Source organism: Streptomyces sp. NPDC093221, assembly GCF_044753885.1.
Lineage (GTDB): Bacteria > Actinomycetota > Actinomycetes > Streptomycetales > Streptomycetaceae > Actinacidiphila.
Genome location: NZ_JBIVOA010000005.1, coordinates 306,801 through 330,157 on the forward strand (window position 1 = coordinate 306,801; position 23,357 = coordinate 330,157).

Consider the following 23,357-nt stretch of genomic DNA (forward strand, 5'->3'; position numbering starts at 1 on the left):
CCTCTTTCGCCCGGACGGCGAGCCGATCTTCAAAGGGGCGCGGGGAACTGCGCCACCAGCCACGACGCTCCCGCACGACACCACCCGCCCCAGCGGGGCAGACCGGTAATCCCCGGACCACCGGCCGGTGGGGGCGGGCCGCGCAGTTCCCCGCGCCCCTGACGGGGCGCACCGCCTTTCGGCCGGACGGCGAGCCGATCTTTTGGGGGCGCGGGGAACTGCGCCACCAGCCACGACGCTCCCGCACCTCACCACCCGCCCCGGCGGGGCAGACCGGTTGTCCCCGGACCACCGGCCGGTGACGGGTTACCCGCGCGAGCCCGCGCGGGCGGCGCCCCGCCGGGGGGTGGAGGTTCTAGGGTCGAGGGATGGTCACGCAGGCGTTCGGGGTCGCGGAGTTCCAGCTGGTGCTGCTGCGAAGAATGGCGGACCACCAACCGGAATTGGTGGACGAGGCGCTCCGGTCGCTGGGAGCGACACACGCCCAGGCGCGCGAGGCGCACAAGAGGTGGCAGGCGAGAGCCCACTCGCGCACGTTCCCGACCGGTGAGCGGAGGTACAGGACGGCGCTGGGCCCCCCGGAGACGGAGGAGGAGCGGCGGATCGGCGACCTGACGTGCCGGGCCCTGCGCTGGCCGACGCCCCTGTGGCCGGACCTGAGATTCGAGGTGCTGTGCGCACCGGGCGGCGGCTCGGCGGTGTGGAACGAGTGGCTGGTACGGGCCCCGGAAGCGCCCGCGCCAAGGCTGCGGGAGGTGGCCGACCTGACGCCGTGGTCGTGCACGGTGGACGACGCGGCCAGGGCCTTCCCGCCCGCGGAACCGCTGCCGCCGGACGCGCCGAGCCGTACCCGCGTGGCGCTGACGCCGCCCGGCGGCGGCGCGAGGGTGGTCGCGCACTTCACATGGGGCCTGTTGCAGTACGTGGACCAGGGGGACTGGCGCTGAGCGCCCCACTTTTGTACCGTGAGGGAACAAAGTGGTTCCGCCCGCTTCCCTGACCGGCGGGCGGAACCACGTTGCCGTTGATCACCGATGTGCCGAGGAGCCCCAGAACATGCCCGTCCTCTCCGCGAAAGCCCTGCTGCTGGACATGGACGGAACGCTGGTGAATTCGGACGCCGTCGTGGAGCGCTGCTGGCGTGCCTGGGCCGGCCGCCACGGCCTGGACGCCGACGCGGTGCTGAAGGTCGTGCACGGCCGCCAGGGCCACGCGACGATGGCCGTCCTGCTCCCCGACCGCCCGATGGCAGAGAACTACGCGGAGAACGCGCTGATGCTCGCCGAGGAGACCGCCGACACCGACGGTGTCGTGCAGGTGCCCGGTGCCACCGCCTTCCTGGCCTCGCTCGACGGCCGCCCGCACGCCTTGGTGACCTCGGCGAGCGAGGAACTGGCCACGACCAGGATGGCCGCCGCGGGCCTGCCGCTGCCGCCCGTCATGGTGACCGCGGAGCGGGTGAGCGCGAGCAAGCCGGACCCCGAGGGCTTTCTGAAGGGCGCGGCGGAGCTGGGCTTCGCGCCCGAGGACTGCGTGGTGTTCGAGGACGCCGAGGTCGGCATCGCGGCGGCGCGGGCCGCCGGAATGCGCGTGATCGGCGTCGGCCCGCGCGCCGCGGTCCACGCGCCCACCGCGCACGTCGACTCACTGGAGCGGGTACGGGTCGAGGCCGTCGCGGACGGCGGCCTCCGTATCGTCGTCGACTGAGACGTACGGACGCGTCGTACGGACAAGACGCACAGCCGAGACGCACGCACGCACGCGACGCACGCACGAGCCGTAAGGCCGTACGGGGACGCGTGAGAACGAACGGGCCGGACCCTCGTCAGGGTCCGGCCCGCCGTGCCGTACGGCCCCGCGGAATCGTCAGCCCGCGGCGGCCTCGTACAGGCTGAACCCGGCGAGCACCACCATCACAGCTGCCGCGATCTTCGTGATCAGCGCCAGCGGCACCCGCTTCATGAGCAGCCGCCCGCCGAAGATGCCCAGGGCCGCGACCGCCCACAGGCCGAGGACGGCGCCGATGCCGACCGAGACCGGGTCGTCGTAGCGGGCGGCGAGGTTGGCGGTCATGATCTGCGTGAGGTCACCGAATTCGGCGACCAGGATGAGCATGAAGCCGGTGCCCGAGACCTTCCAGAAGCTCTGGTTGGCGGGCTCGCGCACCTCCTCCTCGTCGTCGCCCTTGGAGAAGAGCAGCATGGCCGCGCCGCCGAGGAAGAGCAGTCCGACCACGCCCTGGACCCAGCGGTGCGGCAGCAGGGTGAGCAGGCTGCCCGCGGCGATGGCGAGGGCGACGTGGACGACGAAGGCGGCGGCGACGCCCACGAAGACATACGAGGCGCGGTAGCGGGTGCCGAGCATGAGCCCGGCGAGCGCGGTCTTGTCGGGGAGTTCGGCGAGGAAGATCACGCCGAAGACGACGGCGATGACGGTCAGGCTGAGCACGGGGTCTGGTCCTCAATCGGTCGGGCGCCGCACCGAGAGATCCAGGGGAACGTCAAGCCGTATCTGAGATCACTTCGGCACGGCAGCGTCGGAACACTGCGGCCGAAGGTCTCGCTGGCGGGCTGTACGCGCATCGCGCGGCACATCCGCCTCCGGGCGCCGGCTCAGAACAGCGAACTGCGGCTGAACTGAGCAGTATGTCGACGGTCCGGCGAAGAGCTACTCCCCTTCTGCTCCGACGAGTCTACGCGACGCCCGAACGGGGTACCGCACCGCGCGGTCGCGGGGCCAGGCCCCCCGGTCCGAAGGCCCGGTCACAGGGCCGGAACGCGGGTGATGCGGCCCCGCGCGACCAGTTCCAGGACGACGGAGACCGCGACCGCCTGGACGGCCATCAGCGCGATGAGGACGAAGAACTGCACGGCACCGGCCGACACGGGGCTCGCGCCGCCCAGCAGCATGCCCACGAAGGCGCCGGGCAGGGTCACCAGGCCCACCGTCCTGGTCTGGTCGAGGCCGGGGACCAGCGCCCCGGAGGCGGCCGGTCTGGCGATCTCCAGGCGCGCGTCGCGGTCGGAGAAGCCCAGCGCCATCGCGGCCTCCACCTCGCCCGCGCGCAGCTTCAGCTCCTCCAGGGCGCGCCGCCCGCCGAGCACGGTGGCGGTGAGCGCGCCGCCGATGAGGATTCCGGCCACGGGGATGAGCGCGATCCCGTCGATCGGCACCAGGCCGGTCAGCACGAGCACGACGACCACCGGCAGCGCGCCCGCCGCGACGGGCACCGCGGCCCACCACCAGGTGCGGTTGCGGGTGATCCGGCGCCCCGCGGTCCGCGACGCGACCGCGAACATCAGCGCCACGAAGCCCAGCAGCGCCGCCTGGTGCTTGACGACCCAGCCGATGAGGGCGGCGACCACCGCGAGCTGTACGGCCGCCCTGAGGCCCGCCAGGGCGATGCCGCGCGCGTAGTTGTCGTGCTCGTCGGCGAGTCTGGCGTACGCGGCGACCCCGGCGGCCGCCACGAGCAGCGCGGCGAGAACGAAGCCGAGGGTCTTGTCGACCGGCAGCAGGGAGGAATTCGAGGCCAGCGACGTGGACAGCGTCTCGTGGGTGGACACTGGAGGAGCGGGTGCGGAAGCCACAGCGTCACTGTAGGCGGGCGCCCGCCCGGCGCCCCCGCCGATTCCCGCGCGGATCGTACGGATTTCCGATCAGTTCTCTGATCAGCGATGAACGGTCCCGTCGGAAAGTATTCTCGTAGTGATGTCTACTACGTCACGTGCCCTCGCCGGTTCCGGCGGTGCCCCTTGGCGTACGCTGTACGGCTGACGGTGGATGAAGATCTTCGACCACCGGACAGCACCCCTTCAGGACCCGGTTTGACGAGGCGGAACGCCGACGGAGAGCCGGACAGCACGGCAAGTACGAGGTGCCCGGCATCAGACGGGCGCTCCACGGGTACGAATTCGGCCAAGGACGAGGAGGCGCGGTGCTGCAAGGCCTGGGCTCCCTTTTCGACTGGCCCTGGATCTACGTGCTCGTGGCGAGTTCCGTGATCCTCGACGTCTTCGTGCCGGTGCTGCCGAGCGGTGTGCTGGTGATCAGTGCCGCCACCGCCGGGACCGCCAGCTCACGCGACGACATGCTCGACGTCTTCGCGCTGCTGGTGTGCGCCGCCGTCGCGTCCTGCCTCGGCGACCTGCTGGCGTACCGGCTGGCCTTCCGCGGCGGGGACTGGTTCGACCGGAGAGTGGCGTCCTCGCGGCGCCTGGCGGGCGCGCACGAACGGCTCGGGCAGGTACTGCACCAGGGCGGCGGCGCCCTGGTGATCCTCGCCCGCTTCGCACCGGCCGGCCGCAGTGTGGTCAGCCTGGGCGCGGGCGCCGCCCGCCGCAGCCCGCGCGAGTTCCTGCCCTGGTCGGCGCTGGCCGGGGTCGCCTGGGCGACGTACAGCGTCGGACTCGGCTGGATCGGCGGCAAGTGGCTGGGCGCGAGCTGGCTCGGCACCCTGATGTCGTTCGTCGCGCTGCTGGGCGCCGGCGCCTTCGCCGCGTACGTCTTCCGCCGGGAGCGCCGCAGCGCGCTGGCCGCGGCGCTGGCCGCCGTGCCGCTCACCATCCCGCCGCAGGTGACGCCCCCGGACCGCGGCTCGGTCGTCGAGGCGCTGTAGCCGCCGCAGCCTCCGCGCGCGGTGGTTCCTGACCGCCGCGTGGCCGCCGCCTCACCTCGGGTGCGGTCCCGCACCCGGTCAGCGGCGACGACGCCGTCTGCTGGGGACCGCCCAGCCCGATCCGACGCCCGCCAGGTGCAGTGCGACGAAGACCAGTCCCGCGAGCAGCAGACTGATCGGCGTGAAGCCCGCGTCCGTGCTCGTGCTCGTGGCGTTGATGATGTACGCGATGGCGAAGATGACTGCCCCGATTGCGGCGAACATCCCGGACCTCCTGTAAGCCGGCCCTCGGGGCCGGCGGTGCTCGTGCGGTGCGGCGGCGCCGGGTGGCGTCCCCACCCACCGGTTGCCCCCGAACTCCCCCCTGACGCACACGGGTTCGAGCGCGCGCGGGGTCGCGCGCCCCGTGCGCCCCACCAAAAGCCGCGATCCGGATTTTCGGAAAGTATTCTCACTCGTTTCGGCAATAGGCAGCACTCTGCGTCACGGAAAGAATGAGGCCGTATCACCCGCTTACGGGAAGGACAGCACATGTCGGTTGATGCGGGCCAGGACACCGCACTCGGCAATCCGCACGACGACCAGGCGCGTACGAGCCTGGACACGTCGGCCGCCAGGAATCTGGCGACGACCACCAAGTCCGCCCCGCAGATGCAGGGCATTTCCTCCCGGTGGCTGCTGCGCGTACTGCCCTGGGTGCAGGTCAACGCGGGCACGTACCGGGTGAACCGCCGGCTGAGCTACTCGGTCGGCGACGGGCGCGTGACCTTCGTGAAGACGGGGTCCGAGGTCCGGGTGATCCCGCAGGAGCTGGGCGAGCTGGCCGCGCTGCGCTCGTTCAACGACGTCGGCGCGCTGACCGCGCTGGCGGACCGTTTCGTCCAGCGTGAATTCGCGCCGGGCGAGGTCATCGCCGAAGCCGGGACGCCCGCGGACACCGTCTATCTGCTGGCGCACGGCAAGGTCGAGAAGCTCGGCGAGGGGTCCTACGGCGAGCCGACCCGGCTCGGAGTCCTCGCCGACGGCGACCACTTCGGCGACCAGGCGCTGCTCGGCGCCGACGGCGAGTGGGAGTACACGGCCCGCGCGGCCACCGTCACCACGGTGCTGGCCCTGCCCCGGCAGGAGCTCGAACCGCTGCTCGGACAGTCAGAGGCGCTGCGCACGCACCTGGAGGCGCACCGCGCGATCCCGCGGCAGCGGGTCAACAAGCGCGGTGAGGCCGCGATCGAGCTGGCGTCGGGCCACAAGGGCGAGGAAGCGCTGCCCGGCACCTACGTCGACTACGAGGTCAAGCCGCGCGAGTACGAGCTGAGCGTCGCCCAGACCGTGCTGCGCGTCCACAGCCGTGTCGCGGACCTCTACAACGAGCCGATGAACCAGACCGAGCAGCAACTCAAGCTCACCGTCGAGGCGTTGCGCGAGCGCCAGGAACACGAGCTGATCAACAACCCCGAGTTCGGGCTGCTGCACAACGCTGACTACGACCAGCGCATCCAGCCGCACGCGGGCCCGCCGCTCCCCGACGACCTCGACGAGCTGCTCAGCAGGCGCCGCGGCACCAAGTTCTTCCTTGCCCACCCGCGGGCCATCGCCGCCTTCGGCCGCGAGTGCACCAGGGCGGGCCTCTACCCCGACCCGGTGGAGGTGCACGGCCACACCGTTCCCGGCTGGCGCGGTGTGCCCATCCTGAGCTGCAACAAGATCCCGGTCAGCACCGCCCGTACCAGCGCGATCATCGCGGTCCGCAGCGGCGAGGACAACCAGGGCGTCATCGGTCTCAACCAGACCGGGCTGCCCGACGAGTACGAGCCGGGGCTCAACGTCCGTTTCATGGGTATCGACGACAAGGCGATCATCAGCTACCTCGTCAGCACGTACTTCTCCGCGGCCGTCCTGGTGCCCGACGCGCTCGGCATCCTGGAGAACGTGAACGTGTCCAACTGGCGCTGACCGCACGGCGGTTCTCCTGAAAGCGGCTCCCCTGCCCGGCCTGGCAGGGGAGCCGCTTCGTTGTGTCCGCCGGACGCGTTCCCGGCCGCGTCCGCCGTGCGCGTTCCCGGCCGTGTCCGCCGGGGCGCGCGCCCTGGTCAGCGGCGCAGTACGAGGTCCCGGAAGACGTCGGCGGAGACGGCGAGTCCGCCGCCGAAGGGATCGTCGAGGTCCCAGATCAGGAACAGCAGGAAGGCGATGAGCGCGCTGAACAGACCGGCGAGCAGCAACTCCTTCGGTGAGCGCCGGATCTGGAGGGTGAAGATCAGTCCGACCGTCACCAGCGCGCCGGTGATCAGGCCGAACCACACCATCCCCGGCATCGTCGCGCCCACGCTCTGGCTGCGCGACGTGCGGGCCTCGTCGACGGCGGCGACCTCGTCGACCAGCGGCTGGTACGCCTGGGCGCCGAGGTCGGACGTGGGCGCGTACTGCGAGACGTCCTTGCGGAGCGTGTCGAGCAACGCGTTGCCCCGCGGATCCAGTTCGCCGTGGTTCTTCATGTACGGCCACTCCTTGTCGGCCACGAACGCCGCGTAGGCGTTCACGTCCGCGCGGATCCGGTCGCGTACGTCAACGGGATACACCTGCGCCCGCGCGCCCACCTCGTGCAACGCCTGTGCCTCGGCGAGGACTTCGGCCTGTGCCCCGCTCCTCCCCTCCCAGACACCGGCGATGGCAAGACCGAGCACGATCGCGTAGACCACGCCGATCATCATGACCATGTACTCGATGACGTCGGGTGTCTCCGACGGATCGTCGTCCGCGTGGACCTTGCGCGTACGCAGGACGACCACGCCGAGGACCACAGCGCAGACCGCGGCCATCGCGATCACCAGCGCCAACCACTGCGACATGCGGAAATCCCCCTTGTTTCACGTTCAGTTGTTCCTGCTGCGACCGGAGTTGGAGCCGGAGGAGCCGGGCCGCAGGACGGCGACGGCCAGCACGGCGGGCACGGTGGTGAGCATCATCGTGATCATCAGTGACCGGCGGTGCTCCTTCGGCGCCGCGACCGGCGCCGGCGCCTTCTCCGGCCAGTGCACCGCCACCGGGGCGGCGGGCGGCGCGGGTTGGGACCGCGGCACCGGCGCGGGAGCCGGTACGGGTGCGGCGGTGGGTACGGGCTGCGGTACGGGTGCGGGCGCCGGGGGCCTCGGCGCGGGTCTGGGACGTGGCGTCACCGCCGCTTTCTGACTCGGCGTGGGAGTCGGGGTCGGAGTGGGTGTCGGCGTGGGCGTGGGGGTCGGAGTGGGGGTCGGGGTCGGTGTGGGCGTAGGAGTCGGGGTGGGGGTGGGAGTCGGCGTGGGGGTCGGTGTCGGGGTCGGGCACGGCTTCGGATGGTGGTGGTGGCGGTGGCAGAGCCACGTCCAGGGCCACTGGTCCGGCCAGTACCCGCACCAGGGCACATACGGGTCGGGGTGGTGGTAACCGGGCCCGTGATGATCGGGCCGGTGCCGTCCGGGGTCGTGGTCCGCGGGGTCGTGGTGCCCGGGGTCGTGGTGATCCGGGTCAGCGTGGTCCGGGCCGTGATGACCGGGGTCGTGCCATACGGGCTCGTGGTGCGTCGGCTGGTGCCGTACGGGCTCGTGGCGGTCGGGCACACGGCTGGGCGCGGGCGAGGTCGTCGGCGGGGCCGTGGGCTCGGGATCGGTCCTGTGGGTGGGAACAGACGTGGGCGCGGCCGTACGCGTCGGTTCGGGCGCGGGCGCGGGTGTGGTCGTGGGAGCGGGCTTGGGTGTGGGTGCCCGGGTGGGCGGGGACGTGGGATCGGGCCGGGAGGGCCGCGTCCGTGTCGGTGCGGGTCTGGGTGTCGACGTCCGGGTCGGTTCCGGACCGGGCGACGCGCGGTGCGACGGCGCGGGCGACGCGGCCTCGGACGGTACGGGCGACGCGTGGTGCGACGGGTGACGGGACGGCTCGGCGGGGCATGACTCCGCTCTGCCGTGGCCCGCTCCCGCCGGGCACCGCGCGCGCGGCTCGGCCGAGGCCACCGCGCCGAGTCCCCACGATCCTGCCGCCATCGTCACGACAAGCAGCGCCGTCCAACCGCGGACGCGCCTCCCCCTAGAAGTGGTCACCCTTCATGGTCAGCATGCGCGCGGCACGTGCCGACGCTTCCCGCGACCGTTCCCCCAAAGGAGTAACGAAGGCGTCAAACCCTCGATTTTCCGCGCGAATCAGCGCCGCCCGCACCGGCCGCCGCGCGGGCGTGACCGGGCCCGACTCGCAGCGGTTGAGGACCAGTTGGGAGCGGTCGCGGGTGCCGGTCCCCCGCGCGGCGGGGCGCGTCAGGCGGGGTCCTGCGGTGCGGCGGTCCCGTCCGTACACGCGTCCGCGCGGGGGGTCAGCGGGAGGTCGGCCGCGACCCGGAATCCGCCTCCGGCGAGGGGGCCCGCCGTCAGGGTGCCGCCGACGCTGCGGACGCGTTCGCGCATGCCGATCAGACCGAAGCCGGGGCCGAGGTCGGGCCCCTGGGCGGGGCCGTGGGCCGGGCCGTCGTGAGGGCTGTCGTGAGGGCCGAGGTGGAAGGTGGGTCCGGGGCCGGGCCCGGGCCCCGTGCCGACGGCCGCCCCGCCGTCGTCGGTGATCTCGACCAGCAGCGAGCCGGGGCCGACGCGCACGGTCACCTCGGCCCGCGCCCCGGCCCCCGCGTGCCGGGTGGTGTTCGTCAGGGCCTCCTGCACGATGCGGTACGCGGCGGCCTCGACGGCGGGCGGGATGTGCGGGTCCGCGCCGCCGGAGGAAGCACCTCGCGCCGTAAGCACGTGGAGCCGGGCCCCGGCCGGGCGGGCGAGGTCCGACAGCGCGGCCAGACCGGGCAACGGCCCCTCGTCGGCGGCCCGTTCGCCGTACCGCAGCACCTCCAGCGTGGTGCGCACCTCGACGCGGGCCGCGCGGCAGGTGTCCGCGATGCCGTCCAGCGCCTTGGACACCGCCGCCCGGTCGAATTCCTCGGGCGCCACCGTCATCACGTGCGCGGCCACCGCCGTCTGCACACCGATCAGCGTGATGCTGTGCGCGAGCAGGTCGTGCAGGTCACGGGCGATCCGCAGCCGTTCCTCCGCCACCCGCCGGGCCGCCACCTCCTCCCGCGTCCGCTCGGCGCGCTCGGCCCGCTGCGTAGTCGCGGCCACCAACTGGCGGTGCACGCGCACGGTCGCGCCCGCCACCAGCACCGCCGCGATCCAGCCCGAGGTCCGCAGCGTGTCCACCGCTCCCCCGGCGTCCGAGACCCAGTCCGCCGCCACCGTGCCGCCGACGACCACCGTCCCGATGGCCGCCGCCCGCCACACCGGGCTCGTGGCCGCCGCCGTGAACAGCAGCGTCATCGAGCCCAGCACCGGCGCCGCGTGCGGATACCCGAGCGCGTGGTACGGCCCGAGGAACGCGACCGTCACCACCAGCGCGGCCGTCGTGTGCGTCCGCCGCCACAGCAGCGGGATCTGGCAGCAGACCAGCAGCGTCCAGCCCAGCGCGTCGGGACGCGTCCCCGGCGTCAGCAGGGCCAGCGGCACCGACAGCGCCGCCAGCCCCGCCGCGAGCGCCGCGTCCTGGCGCGTCACGCGGCGCCCTCGCGGGCTCACCCCCGTTCGCCCGGCGCCGGGCGGCTCAGGGCGCCGGGCCACCAGACCCGGCGGCGCAGCAGCAGCGCGGCCGAGGTCACCAGGAAGGTGCGGACGAGGAAGGTGTCGAGCAGGACGCCGACGGCGATGACGAAGCCGAGTTCCGCGAGCTGGACGAGAGGCATGTTCATCAGGACGGAGAAGGTCGCGGCCAGGACGACACCTGCCGAGGTGATGACGCCGCCGGTGGAGTGGAGCGCGCCGAGGGTGGCCTCGCGTGGCCCGGCGCCGTTGAGCGCTTCTTCGCGCATGCGGTGCATGAGGAAGATGCCGTAGTCGACGCCGAGGGCGACGAGGAAGACGAAGGAGAGCAGCGCGAGTCCTGGATCGGTGCCGTGGAAGCCGAGGACCGGGCCGAAGACGAGGCCGCCGATGCCCAGGGCGGCGCCCCAGACGGCGACGACCGCGACGACGAGCAGCAGCGGCGCGACGAGGGACCGCAGCAGGAGGATGAGGATGAGCAGGACGGCGGCGAGGGTGATCGGGATGACGATGCCGCGGTCGCGCTGGTTGGTGTGCTGGAGGTCGAGCTGCTGGGCGCTGGGGCCGCCGACGTAGGAGCCGGGGAGTCCGGTGCGCAGGGCCTTGATGGTGGCGGTCTCGGCCGCGGTCTGCGGCGGGCCCGCGGTGGTGACGAAGAATTCGCTCCAGCCGTCGGCGGTGCGCCCGGCGCGCACGTCGGTGACGCCTCGGGTGGAGCGGGCGGCGGCCCGCGCGGCCTCGGCGCGGTCGGCGGGCGCGATGACGGCGACGGGACGGCTGCCCTGGTCGGGGTAGGCCGCGCCGAGAATCCGCATGGCGGTGATCGCGTCGGGCTCGCTGCTGAACATGTCCTGCTGCTTGACGCTGCCGGGCAGGTTGAGCACGCCGACGGCGAGGGCGCCGAGCAGCAGCACACCGCCGACGAGCACCGCGACCGGCCTGCGGCCGACGCCGTCGCCGATCGCGACGAAGGCGCCGCGCCGCTGCTTCGGCTCGCTGCCGTGGGCGGGGATCAGCGGCCAGAACACGCGGCGGCCGAGGACGACGAGGACGGCGGGCAGCAGCGTCACCATGGCGAGCAGCGCGCAGACGACGCCCACGGCGGCCGTCGGGCCCATGCCCCGGCTGCTGTTGAGGTCCGCGGCCAGCAGGCAGAGCATGCCCGCGGCGACGGTGCCCGCGGAGGCCAGGACCGCGGGCGCGGCTTTGCGCAGGGCGGTGCGCATGGCGTCGTACGGGCGCTCGGTGCGGCGCAGTTCCTCGCGGTAGCGGGCCACGAGCAGCAGCGCGTAGTCCGTGCCGACGCCGAAGACGAGGATGGTCATCACACCGGAGCTCTGGCCGCTGACGGTGACGCCGAACGCCTGGTTGAGGCCGTAGGTGACCGCCATCGACAGCACGTCGGCGGTGCCCGCGCAGATCAGCGGGATCAGCCACAGCACGGGGCTGCGGTAGATGAGGATCAGCAGGACGGCGACGACGAGGACCGTGGTGTAGAGGAGCGGGCCGCCGAGCGCGCTGTAGACCTCGGCGCTGTCGGTGTCCAGGGCGCCCTGTCCGCCGACCTTCACCGTCAGCCCCGAGCCGCCCGTGGCGACGTCCCTGACCCCGTCCACGAAGTCGGTTCTGGCCTGGGAGTCCTGGCCCGGCGCCGTGGTCGACAGCGGGTACATCAGCGTGGTGCCGTCCTTGGACGGCACGGCCCGCGGGGCGTCCCCGGTGAGCCGGTTCGTACGGGCGATCTCGGCGGTCTGCCGCGCGGCGGTGGCCCGGTCGGCCGCGGTGAGGCCGCCGTCGCGGTGGTAGACCACGACGATGTCGGTCGTCTCGCCGCCGGGCAGCGACGCCTGGATCTTGGCCGCCCGCGTGGAGTCCGCGCTGTTCGGCAGGTAGTCCACGACGCTGTCGCGCTGGACGTCACCGAGCCTGGCGGACAGCGGTATCGCGACGGCCAGCACCCCGACCCACAGCGCGAGCATCAGCCACGGCAGCTTCCGCGCCCGGCCCCCGCCCGCCCCTGCGCCCGGCGGCGCGGCGCCCCCGTCACGTACCCCGCTGACCTGCTCCGCGGTCCTCATCCCGGCCTCCCCTTGCGACGAACGACTGATCGCCTCCATCGTCAAGGCGTGACAGCCACGGAACGTCGCGCCAGCGGCGGACATCGCCGTACCCCCGCGGGCGGTACGGGCCGCGCCGTTACATCCATGGGAGTACGGACGCGGGCCGGTCGGCCGGTGTCCCCGGCCCGGTGTCAGCGCAGGTGATCGGGGAGTGCCGTCTTCGCCGCCTCGAACAGCAGCGGCCAGGGCGGAACACGGAGCGGGACAGGGAAGAGCCCCTGTCCAAGGACGCTGGACAGGGGCCCGGGGGCTTCCGAGGGTGGGCGTGGACGGTTTCGAACCGCCGACATCCGCCTTGTAAGGGCGGCGCTCTACCACTGAGCTACACGCCCTCGGTGAGTTCGACGTCACAGGTTACCCTGCCCTGGGGCGTGATCAGCAACCACGGGGCCGTGGGGACCGGGCGGTGTGTTCGGGGCGGCCTGGTGGGAGGATGGGTCCGACGGTGGTCGGCGGCGATCTGCGGGGAGAGAGTGTCACGGTGACGACGGCACGTTCGTGGTGGCGACGCGGCGACAATCACCGTGCGGAGGCGCAGGCGGCGAAGGACGCCGCGTCACAGGCGTTCTACGAGCTGGACACGGCGCAGCGCGATCTGGAGATCTCGATAGAGACGATCTCGGCGGTGGACGACTCCCCCGAGGCGCGCCGGGCGCTGGCCGGATTCCGGTCGCTGGGCGAGCGCATCGACCAGGTGAGCGCGGCCTACATCAACACCGTGGACGCGCACGACATCGACCGGGACGAGCTGGACGCGGGCACGGCGGCGCGGGCGCGCACCGAGCTGACGAAGGCCAAGGACGAGCTGGACAGGGCCAAGACCGAGCTGGAGCGTTTCTCCGCGGGTCTCGCGCCGCTGCTCGGCAAGGCGGAGACGCAACTCGCCCGGCTGGCGCCCGCCGTGGAGCGGGCCAAGCAGTCGCTGCTGGCGGCGACGAACGCGCTGGACGGGGTCCGCGCGGTCGGGCTGAAGGCGGACGACCTCGCGGCCCGGCTGGCCGCGCTGGCACCCGAGCTGACCAGGCTGAACGAGGGCGCGAGCAAGCACGGCGTGCAGGAGACCGTCCAGCGGGCCGACGATGTGCGCCGCAAGGCGGACGCGGTGCGGACCGAGGCGGAGCGGCTGCCCGAGCAGGCCAGGGAGATGGACAAGCGGCTGGTGTCGCTGCGTACGCGGGTGCAGGCGCTGGCGACGCGGGCCGAGGGCGTGGACCCGGTGCTCAGCGAATTGCGGCGGCGGTTCTCGCTGGCGTGCTGGCAGGACCTCCAGCAGGTGCCCGAGCGGGCCGCGCAGGCGGTACGGCAGGCGGAGACGGCGCTGGCCGAGGCGCGCAAGGCGCGGGACGAGCAGCGCTGGCCGGACGCCACGTCACGGCTGGCGACGGTCAGGGCGCTGATGGACGACGTGGAGGGCGCGGTGTCCGCGGCCGGTGACCGGCTGCGGCAGCTCAACGAGGTGAGCAAGGACCCGAAGGGCGAGGTCGAGAAGACCCGCTTCGCGATCCGGGACGCGCAGCGGCTGGCCATGCAGGGGCGTTCGACGCCGGAGCCGCGGCACGCCCGCCCGCTGGACGACGCGGTGGCGCGCCTCGACCGCGCAGTGGCCGCGCTGGAGGGCAGGCACCCGGACTACTGGGCGTTCCTCACCGAGACCGCAGCGGTGCGCGAGACCGCGAACCGCGTGGTGGCCAACATCCGTGAGGACCGCGCGGCCGGGCGCTGAGCACCCCTGGCCGGTCTCCTGCTCCGGCGACCGGCGGTACGGCCGGACCGGCGTTCGTACGACCGGACCGGCATACGTACAGCCGGACCGGCATACGTACGATCCGACCGCCGCCCGTACCGGCCCCCGTCCCGTCCGTTCAGCTACAGCAGCCGCCACCGCAGCATCCGCCGCCGCCGTTGCCGCTCGCCGGGGCGGGACCGGCCGACGACGAGGACGAAGACGACGAGGAGCCGACCGCGACCGTCGAGAGCAGCTTCACGGTGTCGTCGTGACCCTTGGGGCAGACGGTCGGGGCGTCCGACTGGGACATGGGGCGGCGCAGCTCGAAGGTGGAGCCACAGGTCTTGCAGCGGTACTCGTAGCGAGGCATGGGCCCAGGGTAGCGGGGACGCGGCCCGCGGAGGGCGTTCCTCCACAGGTCACCCCGGCGTCGCCGGCCGCCGGGAACGATGTGCCGGACTTCGCGCACTGCCGCCCGCTGCCGCAAGCCCCGCGCCGCCGGCCCGTGACCCGGGGTGACCCGCGCGGAGCGCCGGATTCCGGACCCCGGCCTATCCTGGAGGAGCAGCGGCCTCGATTCCCCTTCAGCGAAGGAGGCCGGTCATATGCGACTCGACGATCATCTGCCCGTGGACCACAAGCTGAGCCAGATGTACCGATTCGGCGCCGGTCTGATGGGCCTGATCCTGGTCGTCTTCGGGATCCTCGGACTCCTCAACGGCGTGTCGTTCCTGTCCAAGGCGGGCGACCGGATCGCCGGGCTGAACTCCAACGGCGCGCTCAGCACGATCTCCATCGTCATCGGCGTGCTGCTCTTCGCCGGGATGGTGAAGGGCGGCAACTTCGCCTCGACCCTCAACATCGTCGTCGGCGTCGCCTTCCTGCTCAGCGGGTTCGTCAATCTCGCCCTGCTGGACACCGGCAGCAACCTTCTGGCGTTCAAGATGTCGAACGTGCTGTTCAGCTTCGCGGTCGGCGTGATGCTGATGTTCTTCGGCATGTACGGGCGGGTGACCGGCGGACTGCCGCACGACAATCCGTACTGGCGCAAGCGCCACCCCCAGCAGGCAGCCCGCGAGGAGGAGGCCCGGGCGGCGGTGACCACCCGGCGGCCGCCTCCCCGCGGACTGCCGCAGCACTGACCCCGTGACGGTCCAGCCGGAGTGACTACTTCTTACGGGCCAGGGTCAGGCCGTCCGCGACGGTGAGCAGGACATCGTCCACCCGGTCGTCCGCGCGTACATGGTCGTTGAACGCGCGGATGGCCGCGGCGCCGCCGGTCGCGTCCTCGTCCACGACCTCGCCGTGGAAGAGCGTGTTGTCGACGACGAGCAGGCCGCCCGGGTTCATGCGCGGCACCAGCTCCTCCCAGTAGTCGGTGTAGGACCCCTTGTCGGCGTCCAGGAACACCAGGTCGATCCACTGGCCGCCGGGCAGCGCCTTGAGCGTGTCGATGGCCGGGGCGATCCGCAGGTCGACGCGGTCGGCGACGCCCGCCTTGGCCCAGGCGTCCTGGCCGACGGCGGTCCACTCCTCGGAGACGTCGCAGGCGATGAGCCTGCCGTCGGCGGGCAGGGCCTGGGCCATCGACAGGGTCGAGAAACCGGTGAAGGTGCCGACCTCCACGATCTGCTTGGCGCCGGTCAGGCGGACGAGGAAGGCCAGCAGCGGGCCCTGCTCCTCAGCGGTCTGGAGCCCGGCCACATCGGCGAGGCGGGCGTGCGTGGTCTCGACCAGTTCCCGCTGGACGGCGTCCAGCGGCGGGTTGTGCGCGAGGACGTATCCGTAGAGCTCGGGTGTGAGCTGCGGGTTCTTCGTTTCGGACAAGGGTCTTCTCCCTGGTGCGGCGCTCAGGGCCCGTCCGGGCCCTAGGGTGACGGAATGCTCGTGGATGACGCGGTCGCCTTGGTCCCCAGCATTCCAGGCCGGAGGGCTCTGCTGGGGCTGGCGGGCGCCCCGGCCGCCGGGAAGTCGACTCTGGCGCGGCGGCTGGTGTCCGGGGTGAACGACCGGGTGGGCGCGGGGACGGCCGCGTATGTGCCGATGGACGGGTTCCATCTGTCCAACGCGCAGTTGGACCGGCTGGGGCTGCGGGACCGCAAGGGCGCGCCCGAGACGTTCGACGTGGACGGCTACGTCCACCTGCTGCGGCGGCTGCGCGGTGACCGTCAACACCCGGTCTACGCGCCCGACTTCGACCGGCGCCTGGACGAGCCGGTGGCCGCCGGGCTGGTCGTCGCGCCCGGTGTCCGGCTCGTCGTCACCGAGGGCAATTACCTCGCCGACGACGGTGCCGGGTGGGAGCAGGTCCGTGACCTCCTGGACGAGCTCTGGTACGTCGACGCGCCGCGTCAGGTGCGTGAGCGGCGGCTGCTGCGACGGCACGTGCGCGGGGGGCGCAGCGAGCTGGAGGCCCGGGCCTTTATCGCTGCGAGCGAGCGGCCCAACGCGCGACGCGTAGAGCGCTCCCGCGCCTATTGCACCCGGGTGGTGGCCCCGGGGCACTGACCCCGGACCCCGAGGCGGTTCCTCTCCGCCGGGGGCGCCGGCCACGCGCTTTTTTGGGGGCGCGGGGAACTGCGCGGCCCGCCCCCACCGGGCTGTCAGCCCGAGAACAGACAGCGTCTGCCCCGCTGGGGCCGGTTTTCAAGGCGCGCCACCGTCGGTGGCTGGTCGCGCAGTTCCCCGCGCCCCTAAAAAACAGGCCCTGCGCAACGCCAGCGCACCAGCCCCGCACCCCCAAAAAACAAGGCCCTGCGCGGGGGCGGCGTTAGAGGGCGTTGCGCATCCGCAGGATGATCTCTTCGCCGGCGGCGACGCCGACCGTGGCGAGGCCGGTGACGTGGGGGGCGGTCCAGCCGGAGTCGGCCAGCTCGCCGTGGCCGGGGCGCCAGCCCTCATCGGCGGCGAGGAGCAGATCGGCGTCGAGGAGGGAGTCGCCGGCGGCGAGGACGCGGTCGGCGCCGGTGCGGCGGACGACCTCGGCGAGGGCGGCGGACTTGCTGAGCGGCAGCGGCACGGCGTAGATCTTGCGGCCCTGGAGGGAGACGGTCCAGCCGCGGGGTTCGGCCCAGGCGGCGAGTTCCTTGACCCAGCCGGCGGGGAGGCGTTCGCGGTCGACCACGAGGTAGGCGAAGAGGTCTTCCGCGATGCGCTCCTTGCGCAGCCACGCGGGGTCGGCGGTCGCGGCGAGGTGGGCGCGCACCTCGTCCAGCGGCGCGGAGCCGTCGGCGAGACGGCGGCGGATCTCGGCGTTCCAGTCGTGGTCGGTGCGGCCGTCGACCAGGAGGTGGCCGCCGTTGGCGCAGATGGCGTACCGCGGCTGGGGTCCGGGCAGGCTGATCCGGCGGTACTGCTTGCGGGTGCGGGTGGTGGAGGGCACGAACTGCCCGGCCTCCGCGGCGAGTCGCACCAGCAGCGCCGCGGCGGTCTCGGTCATGTAGGACAGCGGCTTCGCCTCGTGCACCTCGACGCAGAGCAGGCGCGGCGCGTGCTCGTCGGCCATGGTGAGGGCGAGCGCCGCCGTGGAGTAGATCAGGGTGCGGTCGAGGTCGCTGGCGACCAGCGTGCGGTTCTGACGGGTACTCACTTCGCGTCCACCGCCTTGCCGTCGGTCCCGGTGGCCCCTCGGGTGTAGCGGGGGTGGATGAGACCCACGCAGGAGTACGGCAGCCCGTCCACCTCCTCGACCGGTACGCCGCGCTGTGCGGCCAGCAGGCGGACGTGGTCGAGGTCGGCGCCGACGCCGCGCTGGGCGAGGATCTTCCAGGGCACCCGGCGCAGCAGCACGCGGGTGGTCTCGCCGACGCCGGGCTTGACGAGGTTCACGTCGCCGATGCCGTACTCCTCGCTGATCCGCTCGACCGCGGCCCAGCCCGCCCAGGTGGGTGAACGGTCGGCGGAGCGCAGCGACTTGACGTCCTCGGCGACGGCGTCGCCGACCCGGTCGAAGGCGGCGGTGACGGTGTCGAGGAAGAGCCCGGAGACGTCGGCGCCCGCCAGCTCGCGGTAGAACTTCGCGCCGTGGTAGTCGTCGGGCCCGGTCAGGTCGGCGCGCAGCACGGTGCGCGAAATGAGGCCGGAGACCGTGGAGTTGAGGCACGCGGAGGGGATCAGGAAGTCGTCGCGGGTGCCGTAGGTGGACACGCAGCCGCCGGGGTCGGCGAGCACCGCGATGTCCGGGTCGAAGACGCCTTCGCCGTCGAAGTCCTTGACGGCTTCGGCCAGTTCGCGGGTGATGGCGCCCTTGCCCGTCCAGCCGTCGACGAACACGGCGTTCGCCGCGTCGTGGTGGGCGGCCAGCCAGCTCAGCGCGTTGCGGTCGATGCCCCGGCCGCGGACGATGGAGACGGCGTAGTGCGGCAGGTCCAGGCCGTGCGCGTGCCGGGCCCAGCGGCGCATCAGCACGCCGACCGGGGTGCCCGCGCGGGCCAGCGAGACCAGGACGGCGTCCGGGCCGCGCTCGGCGAGCACGAGTTCGGTGACGGCGCCGACCGCGCGCGCGATGCGTTCGGCGGAGCCGTCGAGGGCGGCCTTGAACAGGTCCTGGTACGCGGCGCTCGGCTGGTACTCGACGGGCAGCGACTCGGCGTAGTGCGCGCCGCCGCTCTGGATGGCCTCCTCGCGCTCCTCGGTCGGCGCTTCCAGCTCGACCTCCGACAGGTCCTTGAGCAGCCAGCCGACCTCGTCCGCCGCGTACGACGAGAAGGCGGGGCCGCGCAGGGGCTCGGGCAGCGGTCGGGCGGTGGCGCTCACAGGGGCGGGGCTCATCGGTGCGGCGTGTCCGTTCGGTCGGGGACGGGACTCGGTTCCGGCGGTGAGCCGGGACCGCAACCGGGCGTGCAGCCGGGGCCGCGGCCGGTAGGTGGGGACGACGGCGACCAGTACGCGGTCGGTGTGCGCGGCGAGCTGGGCGATCAGGCCGCCGGGCCCGTACAGCTCGGGGGTCTCGCCCGCGGAGTCGATGACGCAGACGACCGCGTCGAAGCCCGCGCCCGCCACGTTGTACGCGTACCGGTCGCCGGGGCCGTCGCTGGGCTCGTCGTGGGCGGGGAACACGATCCGGCTGCGGATGGCGTAGCCGGGGTCGTCGACGGCCAGCACCGGCGAGCGGGTGGTGGTGGAGTAGCGCACGTCGAGAGCGCCGCCAGGGGCCGCCTGCGAGCCCCCAAGGCCCGCGTCCGCTCCGGCGGTGTGCCGTCGCAGCGCCTCCGCCAGCCGCAGCGGGGCGTACATCAGCTCCTCGTTGCCGAGGACGAGGACGCGGCGGGCGCCGGGCGGGAGCGCGGCGGCCAGCCGCTGTCCCATCGCGGGCAGCGCGGCCTCCAGGGCGGCGCGGTGCTCGGGCAGGAAGCCGTGCCTGGCGCCGTCCGGCACCCCGGCCGGCCAGTCCAGCTCGACGTGCGTGAGGTCGTAGTAGTCGGCGGGCGTGGGCGGCGGCGTCTCGTGGGCGGCCACCAGGGCCTGTCCGCGCTCCAGCACGCCCTCGGGGAGCGTGACGGCGCCCGCGACCAGGGCGACGACGTCCACGCGGGCGCCGAGTTCCGCCGCGAAGTCCTCCAGCCGCGCCTGGTCGGCGGCGGACCGCATGTCGGTCAGGGCGACCACCACATACCGCTCACGCGGGTGGCGTCCGTGCAGGTCACGGATGGTGTTGAGGATGGTCTGGCCGGTGGAGAACTCGTCGTCGACGAGGACCAGCGGGCCGCTGCCCGCCAGCAGCGCCGGGTCCTCGGGGAGCAGCAGGTGCCCGGTGGCGTGGCTGTGCTCCTCCTGGAAGCCGCCGCCCGCCGCGACGCCCGCGACCTCGCGCCGGGTGGAGTGCAGGTACGGCACACCGCCGACGCCGTCGGCGACGCAGTGGCCGAGCCCTGTCGCGGTCTCGGCGTAGCCGAGGACCACGGCGTCGGCGACCGCGTCCGGGCCGAGCAGGTCGCGGACCCGCTCGCCGAGCGCGTACGCGGAGCCGTAGACCGCGCGCGGGTCCTGCGGGACGTGCTTGCCGAGGATGTTGGAGACCAGCAGGTGGGCGCGCTTGGGGTTGCGGCGCAGCGCGAGGCCGAGCACTCCGTGCAGGCCCTCGCCCACCAGGCCGATGCCCAGCCGGTCCGCGACCCACTGGCCCGGCCAGGGCGTGTGCGTTGCCATGCGGTGCTTCTCTTCCGTTCGGTGCGAGCGCGGCGCGGGGGCCGTGCTCAGGGCTGGGCGCGGCGCCTGGCCGTGCTCAGGACTGCGCTGGAGGCTGTTCCGGGACCGCGCTCAGGACTGCGGCAGGCTCGCCGCGAGCAGTTCCACGAAGCCGATGTCCTCCTGGGCGACGCCGAAAACCTCGGCGCGGCGCATGGTGCGCTCCGCCCAGGCGCGGTGCGGCTTCACCTCGTTCATCTTGTTGGTGTACGCGGACCGCATGACGCCGCCGCCGGAGCGGTCCTCGTCGAGTATGTCGGCCGCGTCGCAGAACTCCTCGTGCGTGACGACGCTCAGCGCGTGCACGACGGGCACGTGGGTGGGGTGGATGCAGGTCTTGCCCTGGAGGCCGTTGGCGCGGTCCAGCTCGATCTCGCGGAGCAGGCCGTCCATGTCGCGCTCGATGAGGGTGTCGCGCAGGTCCTCGGCCTCGGGGGTGAAGGGGCTGCGGCGCAGTTGCGGCTTGAACATCCGCTCGTGGTGCCTGAAGTACTCCCAGACCGGTCCCGTCACGGTGAAGCCGCTGCCGTCGGCGCGGCCGAGGACGTTGACCACGTCGGCGATCACCGAGGCGACGATCTGCACGTCGTAGGCGGTCATCGCGGGGGCGCGGCGCAGGCCGTAGGAGGAGCAGAAGTCGGTGACGCCCAGGCGCAGGGCGAGCACCCGCTCGCGGTATTTGTCGACCGTCCTGGATATCCCGTAGAGCGTCTCGACCCGGCTCTCCAGGTGCAGGAGCTGCGGGGACTCCAGTACGGGCATGGCGAACAGGCGCCGTCCGCTGGCGGCCTCCGCGTGCGCCATGGCCTCCAGGAAGGGGACGCCGGTCTCCTCGGTGAACTTGGGCAGCACGAATCCGGACAGCAGTTCCACGGTGCCGCCGAGCCGTGTCACCAGGTCGGTGATCTGCGCGGGCGTGCGGACCCGGATGAACAGCAGCGGAAGCGCCGCCTCCGGCCGGGTCGCGAGATCGGCGAACTGCCGGACGAGATTGGCCTCACCTGCGACGACGTCGCGGTCGTCGATGGAGTCCTCCAGGCACAGGACCATCGACACCACACCCCGGGCGGCCTGCTTCACCACGTCGTCCGCGAGCTGCGGGCGGGTGGCGGGGCTGTAGAGGGTGGCGCCGAGGGCGACCGCGAGCATGCGTGCGGGCGAGTCGGCAGTGAACTCCTGCGGCTCGCGGTGAAACAGTTCGCTCCTGGCTTCAGGAGCGAGGTGCCCGAAGTGTCGCATACGCCCCATTTCGAGGTAGTGAGCCCGATGATATCTGGCCGATTATCGTACGTGCGAGCATGGGGTAGAGGTTCCCTCCACACGTGAAAAACAGGTAACCGCGGCGGGTCCACCGCGTGACCGTCCCGCCCGGCGTTGTGGCGCACGCCACGGGGAGGGCAGGATGACCGGTATGACGCACGTGATGGTGAAGGGCTCGAACACCCCACTGGACGCCCCCGGAATCCGGGCGGTACTGCGCTGGACCCCGGCGTCCGGTTCCCCCGATGTTGACGCCTCCGTGCTGCTGCTCGGTTCCAACGGCAAGGTCCGTTCCGACGCCGACTTCGTCTTCTACAACGAACCGCGCCACCCCTCGGGGCTCGCCCGTCACCTGCCCAAGAAACGCGTCTCCGGCAGCCTGACCGACACCGTCGAGGTCGACCTGGCCGCCCTCGGCTCCGACGTGGACCGCGTCGTGATCGTCGCCTCCTGCGACGGCGGCCCCTTCGCGCAGGTCCAGGACCTGTGCGTGCTCCTCTACGACACCACGGGGCCGCAGCACGCGCCCGTCATCACCTTCGAGGTGCGCCCCGACACCGGCTACGAGACCGCCCTGAACTGCGGCGAGATCTACCGCAAGGACGGCGGCTGGAAATTCCGCGCCCTGGGCCAGGGGTACGACACCGGTCTGGTCGGCGTGGCCACCGAATTCGGCATCGCGGTGGACGACGTCGAGGGCGGCGACTCCGACCGTACCGCCGTACCGGCCACGACCGCGCCGCCCACCGTCTCCCCGGCGGCGCCGCCCACGGCCGGGCCGGTGTCCCAGCAGACCGCGCCGTACGCCCAGGAGCCGGAGCCCGCGCCCACCAGTGCGTACGGATACCCGCTCCAGGCTCCCTCGCCCGGCCACGTGCCCGCACAGCCCGCCTACGGCTACCCGCAGCCCGTGGCGGCCACCACGGCCCCTGCAGTCCACCAGCAGCCGCAGCAGGGCTACCCGGCGTACGGCTACCCGCAGCCGGTGGCCGCCGCCGCCAACGACGGCGGCTTCCAACTGCCGCCGCAGGGACCCCAGTTCCAGTCGGGCAGCTGACCCGCGCGGACAGCGCGCCGGACGCGGTCAGACCTTGGACTTGTAGCCGCGGCCCCACTGGAGGCCCCAGCCGTAGAGCCGGTCGATCTCGGCCTGGAAGCCGTAGACGTACCTGACCTCGCGGCGCACGACCAGCTCGCCCTTGCGGTTCTCGATCAGCACGACGGCGCACGAACGGGCCTGCGGCTCCCGCTCGTTGAGCGGGATCTCGATGCGCGGGCCCGAGGTCGGGAAGATCTCGACCTTCGCGTGCGTGCGGTCGAAGGCGGGCGTGCCGTCGTAGATGTAGACGAAGACCAGCAGCCGCCGGAATTCGTCCCGCTTGTCGAAGTTGATGTACAGCGTCTCGCCCGAGGTGCCGCCGAACCGGTCGTCGCCGCTCATCTGGATGTACGGCGGCGCGTCCAGGTCGCCCAGCAGATTGCCGAGCGGCTGGACAACTCCCTTGCTGCCGTCGGCCAGTTCGTACATGCAGGCCAGGTCGAGGTCGACATTGACCATGGCGGGTCCGGCCGCCTGCACCACGCGCGGTTTGAAGACGTCGAGCTGGCGGCGGAAGAACCCGCCGTTGGAGGTGGCCCAGCCACCGGTGTCGGATGTCCGCATCGACCACGAGAGGTTGACCCGGAGGTTGCCGACGGCCGCTCCCTGCTTGGACAGCGACACCATCGGGTGCCGCTTGGTGAGTTCCACGGTGTGCGCGTTCGCGACGTCGAACTGCTGCCCGCCGCTCGGCCGCAGAAAACTCCACCAGGCCATCTGCCCTCGCCCTCCCCTGACATGAGGCTGC

General features: G+C 72.7%; 21 protein-coding genes and 1 tRNA gene. 9 read left to right on the forward strand and 13 right to left on the reverse strand.

What is annotated here, in order from left to right:
- Window positions 1–368: 368 nt before the first annotated feature.
- Together ACIQCJ_RS21730 and ACIQCJ_RS21735 are read left to right on the forward strand one after the other, a co-directional pair.
- The gene (locus ACIQCJ_RS21730) at window positions 369–947 is read left to right on the forward strand and encodes a hypothetical protein (protein ID WP_401853205.1); all 579 of its coding nucleotides are present in this window, start codon (window positions 369–371) and stop codon (window positions 945–947) included.
- Between the two features lie 109 nt (window positions 948–1,056).
- Window positions 1,057–1,707 carry an HAD-IA family hydrolase gene (locus tag ACIQCJ_RS21735; protein WP_355349995.1) on the forward strand — a complete coding sequence of 217 codons (651 nt, stop codon included), beginning with the start codon at window positions 1,057–1,059 and terminating at the stop codon, window positions 1,705–1,707.
- 159 nt (window positions 1,708–1,866) lie between these two features.
- Here ACIQCJ_RS21735 and ACIQCJ_RS21740 read toward each other — a convergent pair whose 3' ends face one another.
- On the reverse strand, window positions 1,867–2,448 hold the full coding sequence (locus ACIQCJ_RS21740) for a TMEM165/GDT1 family protein (protein WP_355349992.1): 582 nt from the start codon (window positions 2,446–2,448) through the stop codon (window positions 1,867–1,869).
- A gap of 314 nt (window positions 2,449–2,762) precedes the next feature.
- A complete protein-coding gene (locus tag ACIQCJ_RS21745; protein WP_355350004.1) occupies window positions 2,763–3,536 on the reverse strand; it encodes an ABC transporter permease in 774 nt (257 codons plus the stop codon).
- Window positions 3,537–3,937: 401 nt separating this feature from the next.
- On the opposite strand from ACIQCJ_RS21745, the gene ACIQCJ_RS21750 reads away from it, so the two are divergent.
- Window positions 3,938–4,618 (forward strand): VTT domain-containing protein, encoded by a 681-nt coding sequence (locus tag ACIQCJ_RS21750; RefSeq protein WP_355349989.1) that lies wholly within the window; start codon window positions 3,938–3,940, stop codon window positions 4,616–4,618.
- A 78-nt stretch (window positions 4,619–4,696) separates the two neighbouring features.
- Here ACIQCJ_RS21750 and ACIQCJ_RS21755 read toward each other — a convergent pair whose 3' ends face one another.
- A complete protein-coding gene (locus ACIQCJ_RS21755; protein ID WP_188285091.1) occupies window positions 4,697–4,882 on the reverse strand; it encodes a hypothetical protein in 186 nt (61 codons plus the stop codon).
- Between the two features lie 267 nt (window positions 4,883–5,149).
- On the opposite strand from ACIQCJ_RS21755, the gene ACIQCJ_RS21760 reads away from it, so the two are divergent.
- Complete coding sequence (locus ACIQCJ_RS21760) at window positions 5,150–6,571, forward strand: family 2B encapsulin nanocompartment shell protein (protein ID WP_355349985.1); 1,422 nt, start codon at window positions 5,150–5,152, stop codon at window positions 6,569–6,571.
- A 137-nt stretch (window positions 6,572–6,708) separates the two neighbouring features.
- On the opposite strand, the gene ACIQCJ_RS21765 is transcribed toward ACIQCJ_RS21760, so the two are convergent.
- On the reverse strand, window positions 6,709–7,467 hold the full coding sequence (locus ACIQCJ_RS21765; RefSeq protein ID WP_402712262.1) for a DUF4239 domain-containing protein: 759 nt from the start codon (window positions 7,465–7,467) through the stop codon (window positions 6,709–6,711).
- A gap of 106 nt (window positions 7,468–7,573) precedes the next feature.
- Between ACIQCJ_RS21765 and ACIQCJ_RS21770 the strand changes: the two genes are divergently transcribed.
- Complete coding sequence (locus tag ACIQCJ_RS21770; protein WP_402712263.1) at window positions 7,574–7,807, forward strand: hypothetical protein; 234 nt, start codon at window positions 7,574–7,576, stop codon at window positions 7,805–7,807.
- 1,094 nt (window positions 7,808–8,901) lie between these two features.
- Here ACIQCJ_RS21770 and ACIQCJ_RS21775 read toward each other — a convergent pair.
- From ACIQCJ_RS21775 to ACIQCJ_RS21785, 3 genes are all read right to left on the reverse strand, one after another.
- Window positions 8,902–10,176 carry a sensor histidine kinase gene (locus ACIQCJ_RS21775; protein WP_402712264.1) on the reverse strand — a complete coding sequence of 425 codons (1,275 nt, stop codon included), beginning with the start codon at window positions 10,174–10,176 and terminating at the stop codon, window positions 8,902–8,904.
- A gap of 17 nt (window positions 10,177–10,193) precedes the next feature.
- A complete protein-coding gene (locus ACIQCJ_RS21780; protein WP_402712368.1) occupies window positions 10,194–12,197 on the reverse strand; it encodes an MMPL family transporter in 2,004 nt (667 codons plus the stop codon).
- A 401-nt stretch (window positions 12,198–12,598) separates the two neighbouring features.
- Window positions 12,599–12,670, reverse strand: a tRNA-Val gene (locus ACIQCJ_RS21785).
- 149 nt (window positions 12,671–12,819) lie between these two features.
- Between ACIQCJ_RS21785 and ACIQCJ_RS21790 the strand changes: the two genes are divergently transcribed.
- Window positions 12,820–14,061 (forward strand): hypothetical protein, encoded by a 1,242-nt coding sequence (locus ACIQCJ_RS21790; protein ID WP_355349974.1) that lies wholly within the window; start codon window positions 12,820–12,822, stop codon window positions 14,059–14,061.
- A 139-nt stretch (window positions 14,062–14,200) separates the two neighbouring features.
- Here the strand turns inward: ACIQCJ_RS21790 and ACIQCJ_RS21795 are convergent, their stop codons facing one another.
- Window positions 14,201–14,434, reverse strand: a complete 234-nt coding sequence (locus ACIQCJ_RS21795) for an FmdB family zinc ribbon protein (RefSeq protein WP_391047336.1) — start codon at window positions 14,432–14,434, stop codon at window positions 14,201–14,203.
- A gap of 235 nt (window positions 14,435–14,669) precedes the next feature.
- Here ACIQCJ_RS21795 and ACIQCJ_RS21800 point away from each other — a divergent pair, with 235 nt between their 5' ends.
- Entirely contained in the window at window positions 14,670–15,206 is a 537-nt protein-coding gene (locus tag ACIQCJ_RS21800; protein ID WP_355349968.1) for a DUF4383 domain-containing protein, read from the forward strand.
- 25 nt (window positions 15,207–15,231) lie between these two features.
- Here ACIQCJ_RS21800 and ACIQCJ_RS21805 read toward each other — a convergent pair whose 3' ends face one another.
- Window positions 15,232–15,891 (reverse strand): O-methyltransferase, encoded by a 660-nt coding sequence (locus ACIQCJ_RS21805; RefSeq protein WP_355349965.1) that lies wholly within the window; start codon window positions 15,889–15,891, stop codon window positions 15,232–15,234.
- Between the two features lie 54 nt (window positions 15,892–15,945).
- On the opposite strand from ACIQCJ_RS21805, the gene ACIQCJ_RS21810 reads away from it, so the two are divergent.
- Window positions 15,946–16,572, forward strand: coding sequence for a nucleoside/nucleotide kinase family protein (locus ACIQCJ_RS21810; RefSeq protein WP_402712265.1), 627 nt, complete (start codon window positions 15,946–15,948; stop codon window positions 16,570–16,572).
- Between the two features lie 262 nt (window positions 16,573–16,834).
- Here the strand turns inward: ACIQCJ_RS21810 and ACIQCJ_RS21815 are convergent, their stop codons facing one another.
- The 3 genes from ACIQCJ_RS21815 to ACIQCJ_RS21825 form a co-directional block, all read right to left on the reverse strand.
- Window positions 16,835–17,653, reverse strand: coding sequence for an HAD family hydrolase (locus ACIQCJ_RS21815; protein ID WP_355349959.1), 819 nt, complete (start codon window positions 17,651–17,653; stop codon window positions 16,835–16,837).
- On the reverse strand, window positions 17,650–20,211 hold the full coding sequence (locus ACIQCJ_RS21820; RefSeq protein ID WP_402712266.1) for a phosphoribosyltransferase: 2,562 nt from the start codon (window positions 20,209–20,211) through the stop codon (window positions 17,650–17,652). The genes ACIQCJ_RS21815 and ACIQCJ_RS21820 overlap by 4 nt, the downstream gene beginning before the upstream one ends.
- A gap of 111 nt (window positions 20,212–20,322) precedes the next feature.
- Complete coding sequence (locus ACIQCJ_RS21825) at window positions 20,323–21,489, reverse strand: HpcH/HpaI aldolase/citrate lyase family protein (protein ID WP_355349953.1); 1,167 nt, start codon at window positions 21,487–21,489, stop codon at window positions 20,323–20,325.
- Window positions 21,490–21,652: 163 nt separating this feature from the next.
- On the opposite strand from ACIQCJ_RS21825, the gene ACIQCJ_RS21830 reads away from it, so the two are divergent.
- Window positions 21,653–22,567, forward strand: coding sequence for a TerD family protein (locus ACIQCJ_RS21830; RefSeq protein ID WP_355349950.1), 915 nt, complete (start codon window positions 21,653–21,655; stop codon window positions 22,565–22,567).
- A 27-nt stretch (window positions 22,568–22,594) separates the two neighbouring features.
- Here the strand turns inward: ACIQCJ_RS21830 and ACIQCJ_RS21835 are convergent, their stop codons facing one another.
- A complete protein-coding gene (locus tag ACIQCJ_RS21835; protein ID WP_355349947.1) occupies window positions 22,595–23,326 on the reverse strand; it encodes a Tellurium resistance in 732 nt (243 codons plus the stop codon).
- Between the last annotated feature and the right edge of the window lie 31 nt (window positions 23,327–23,357).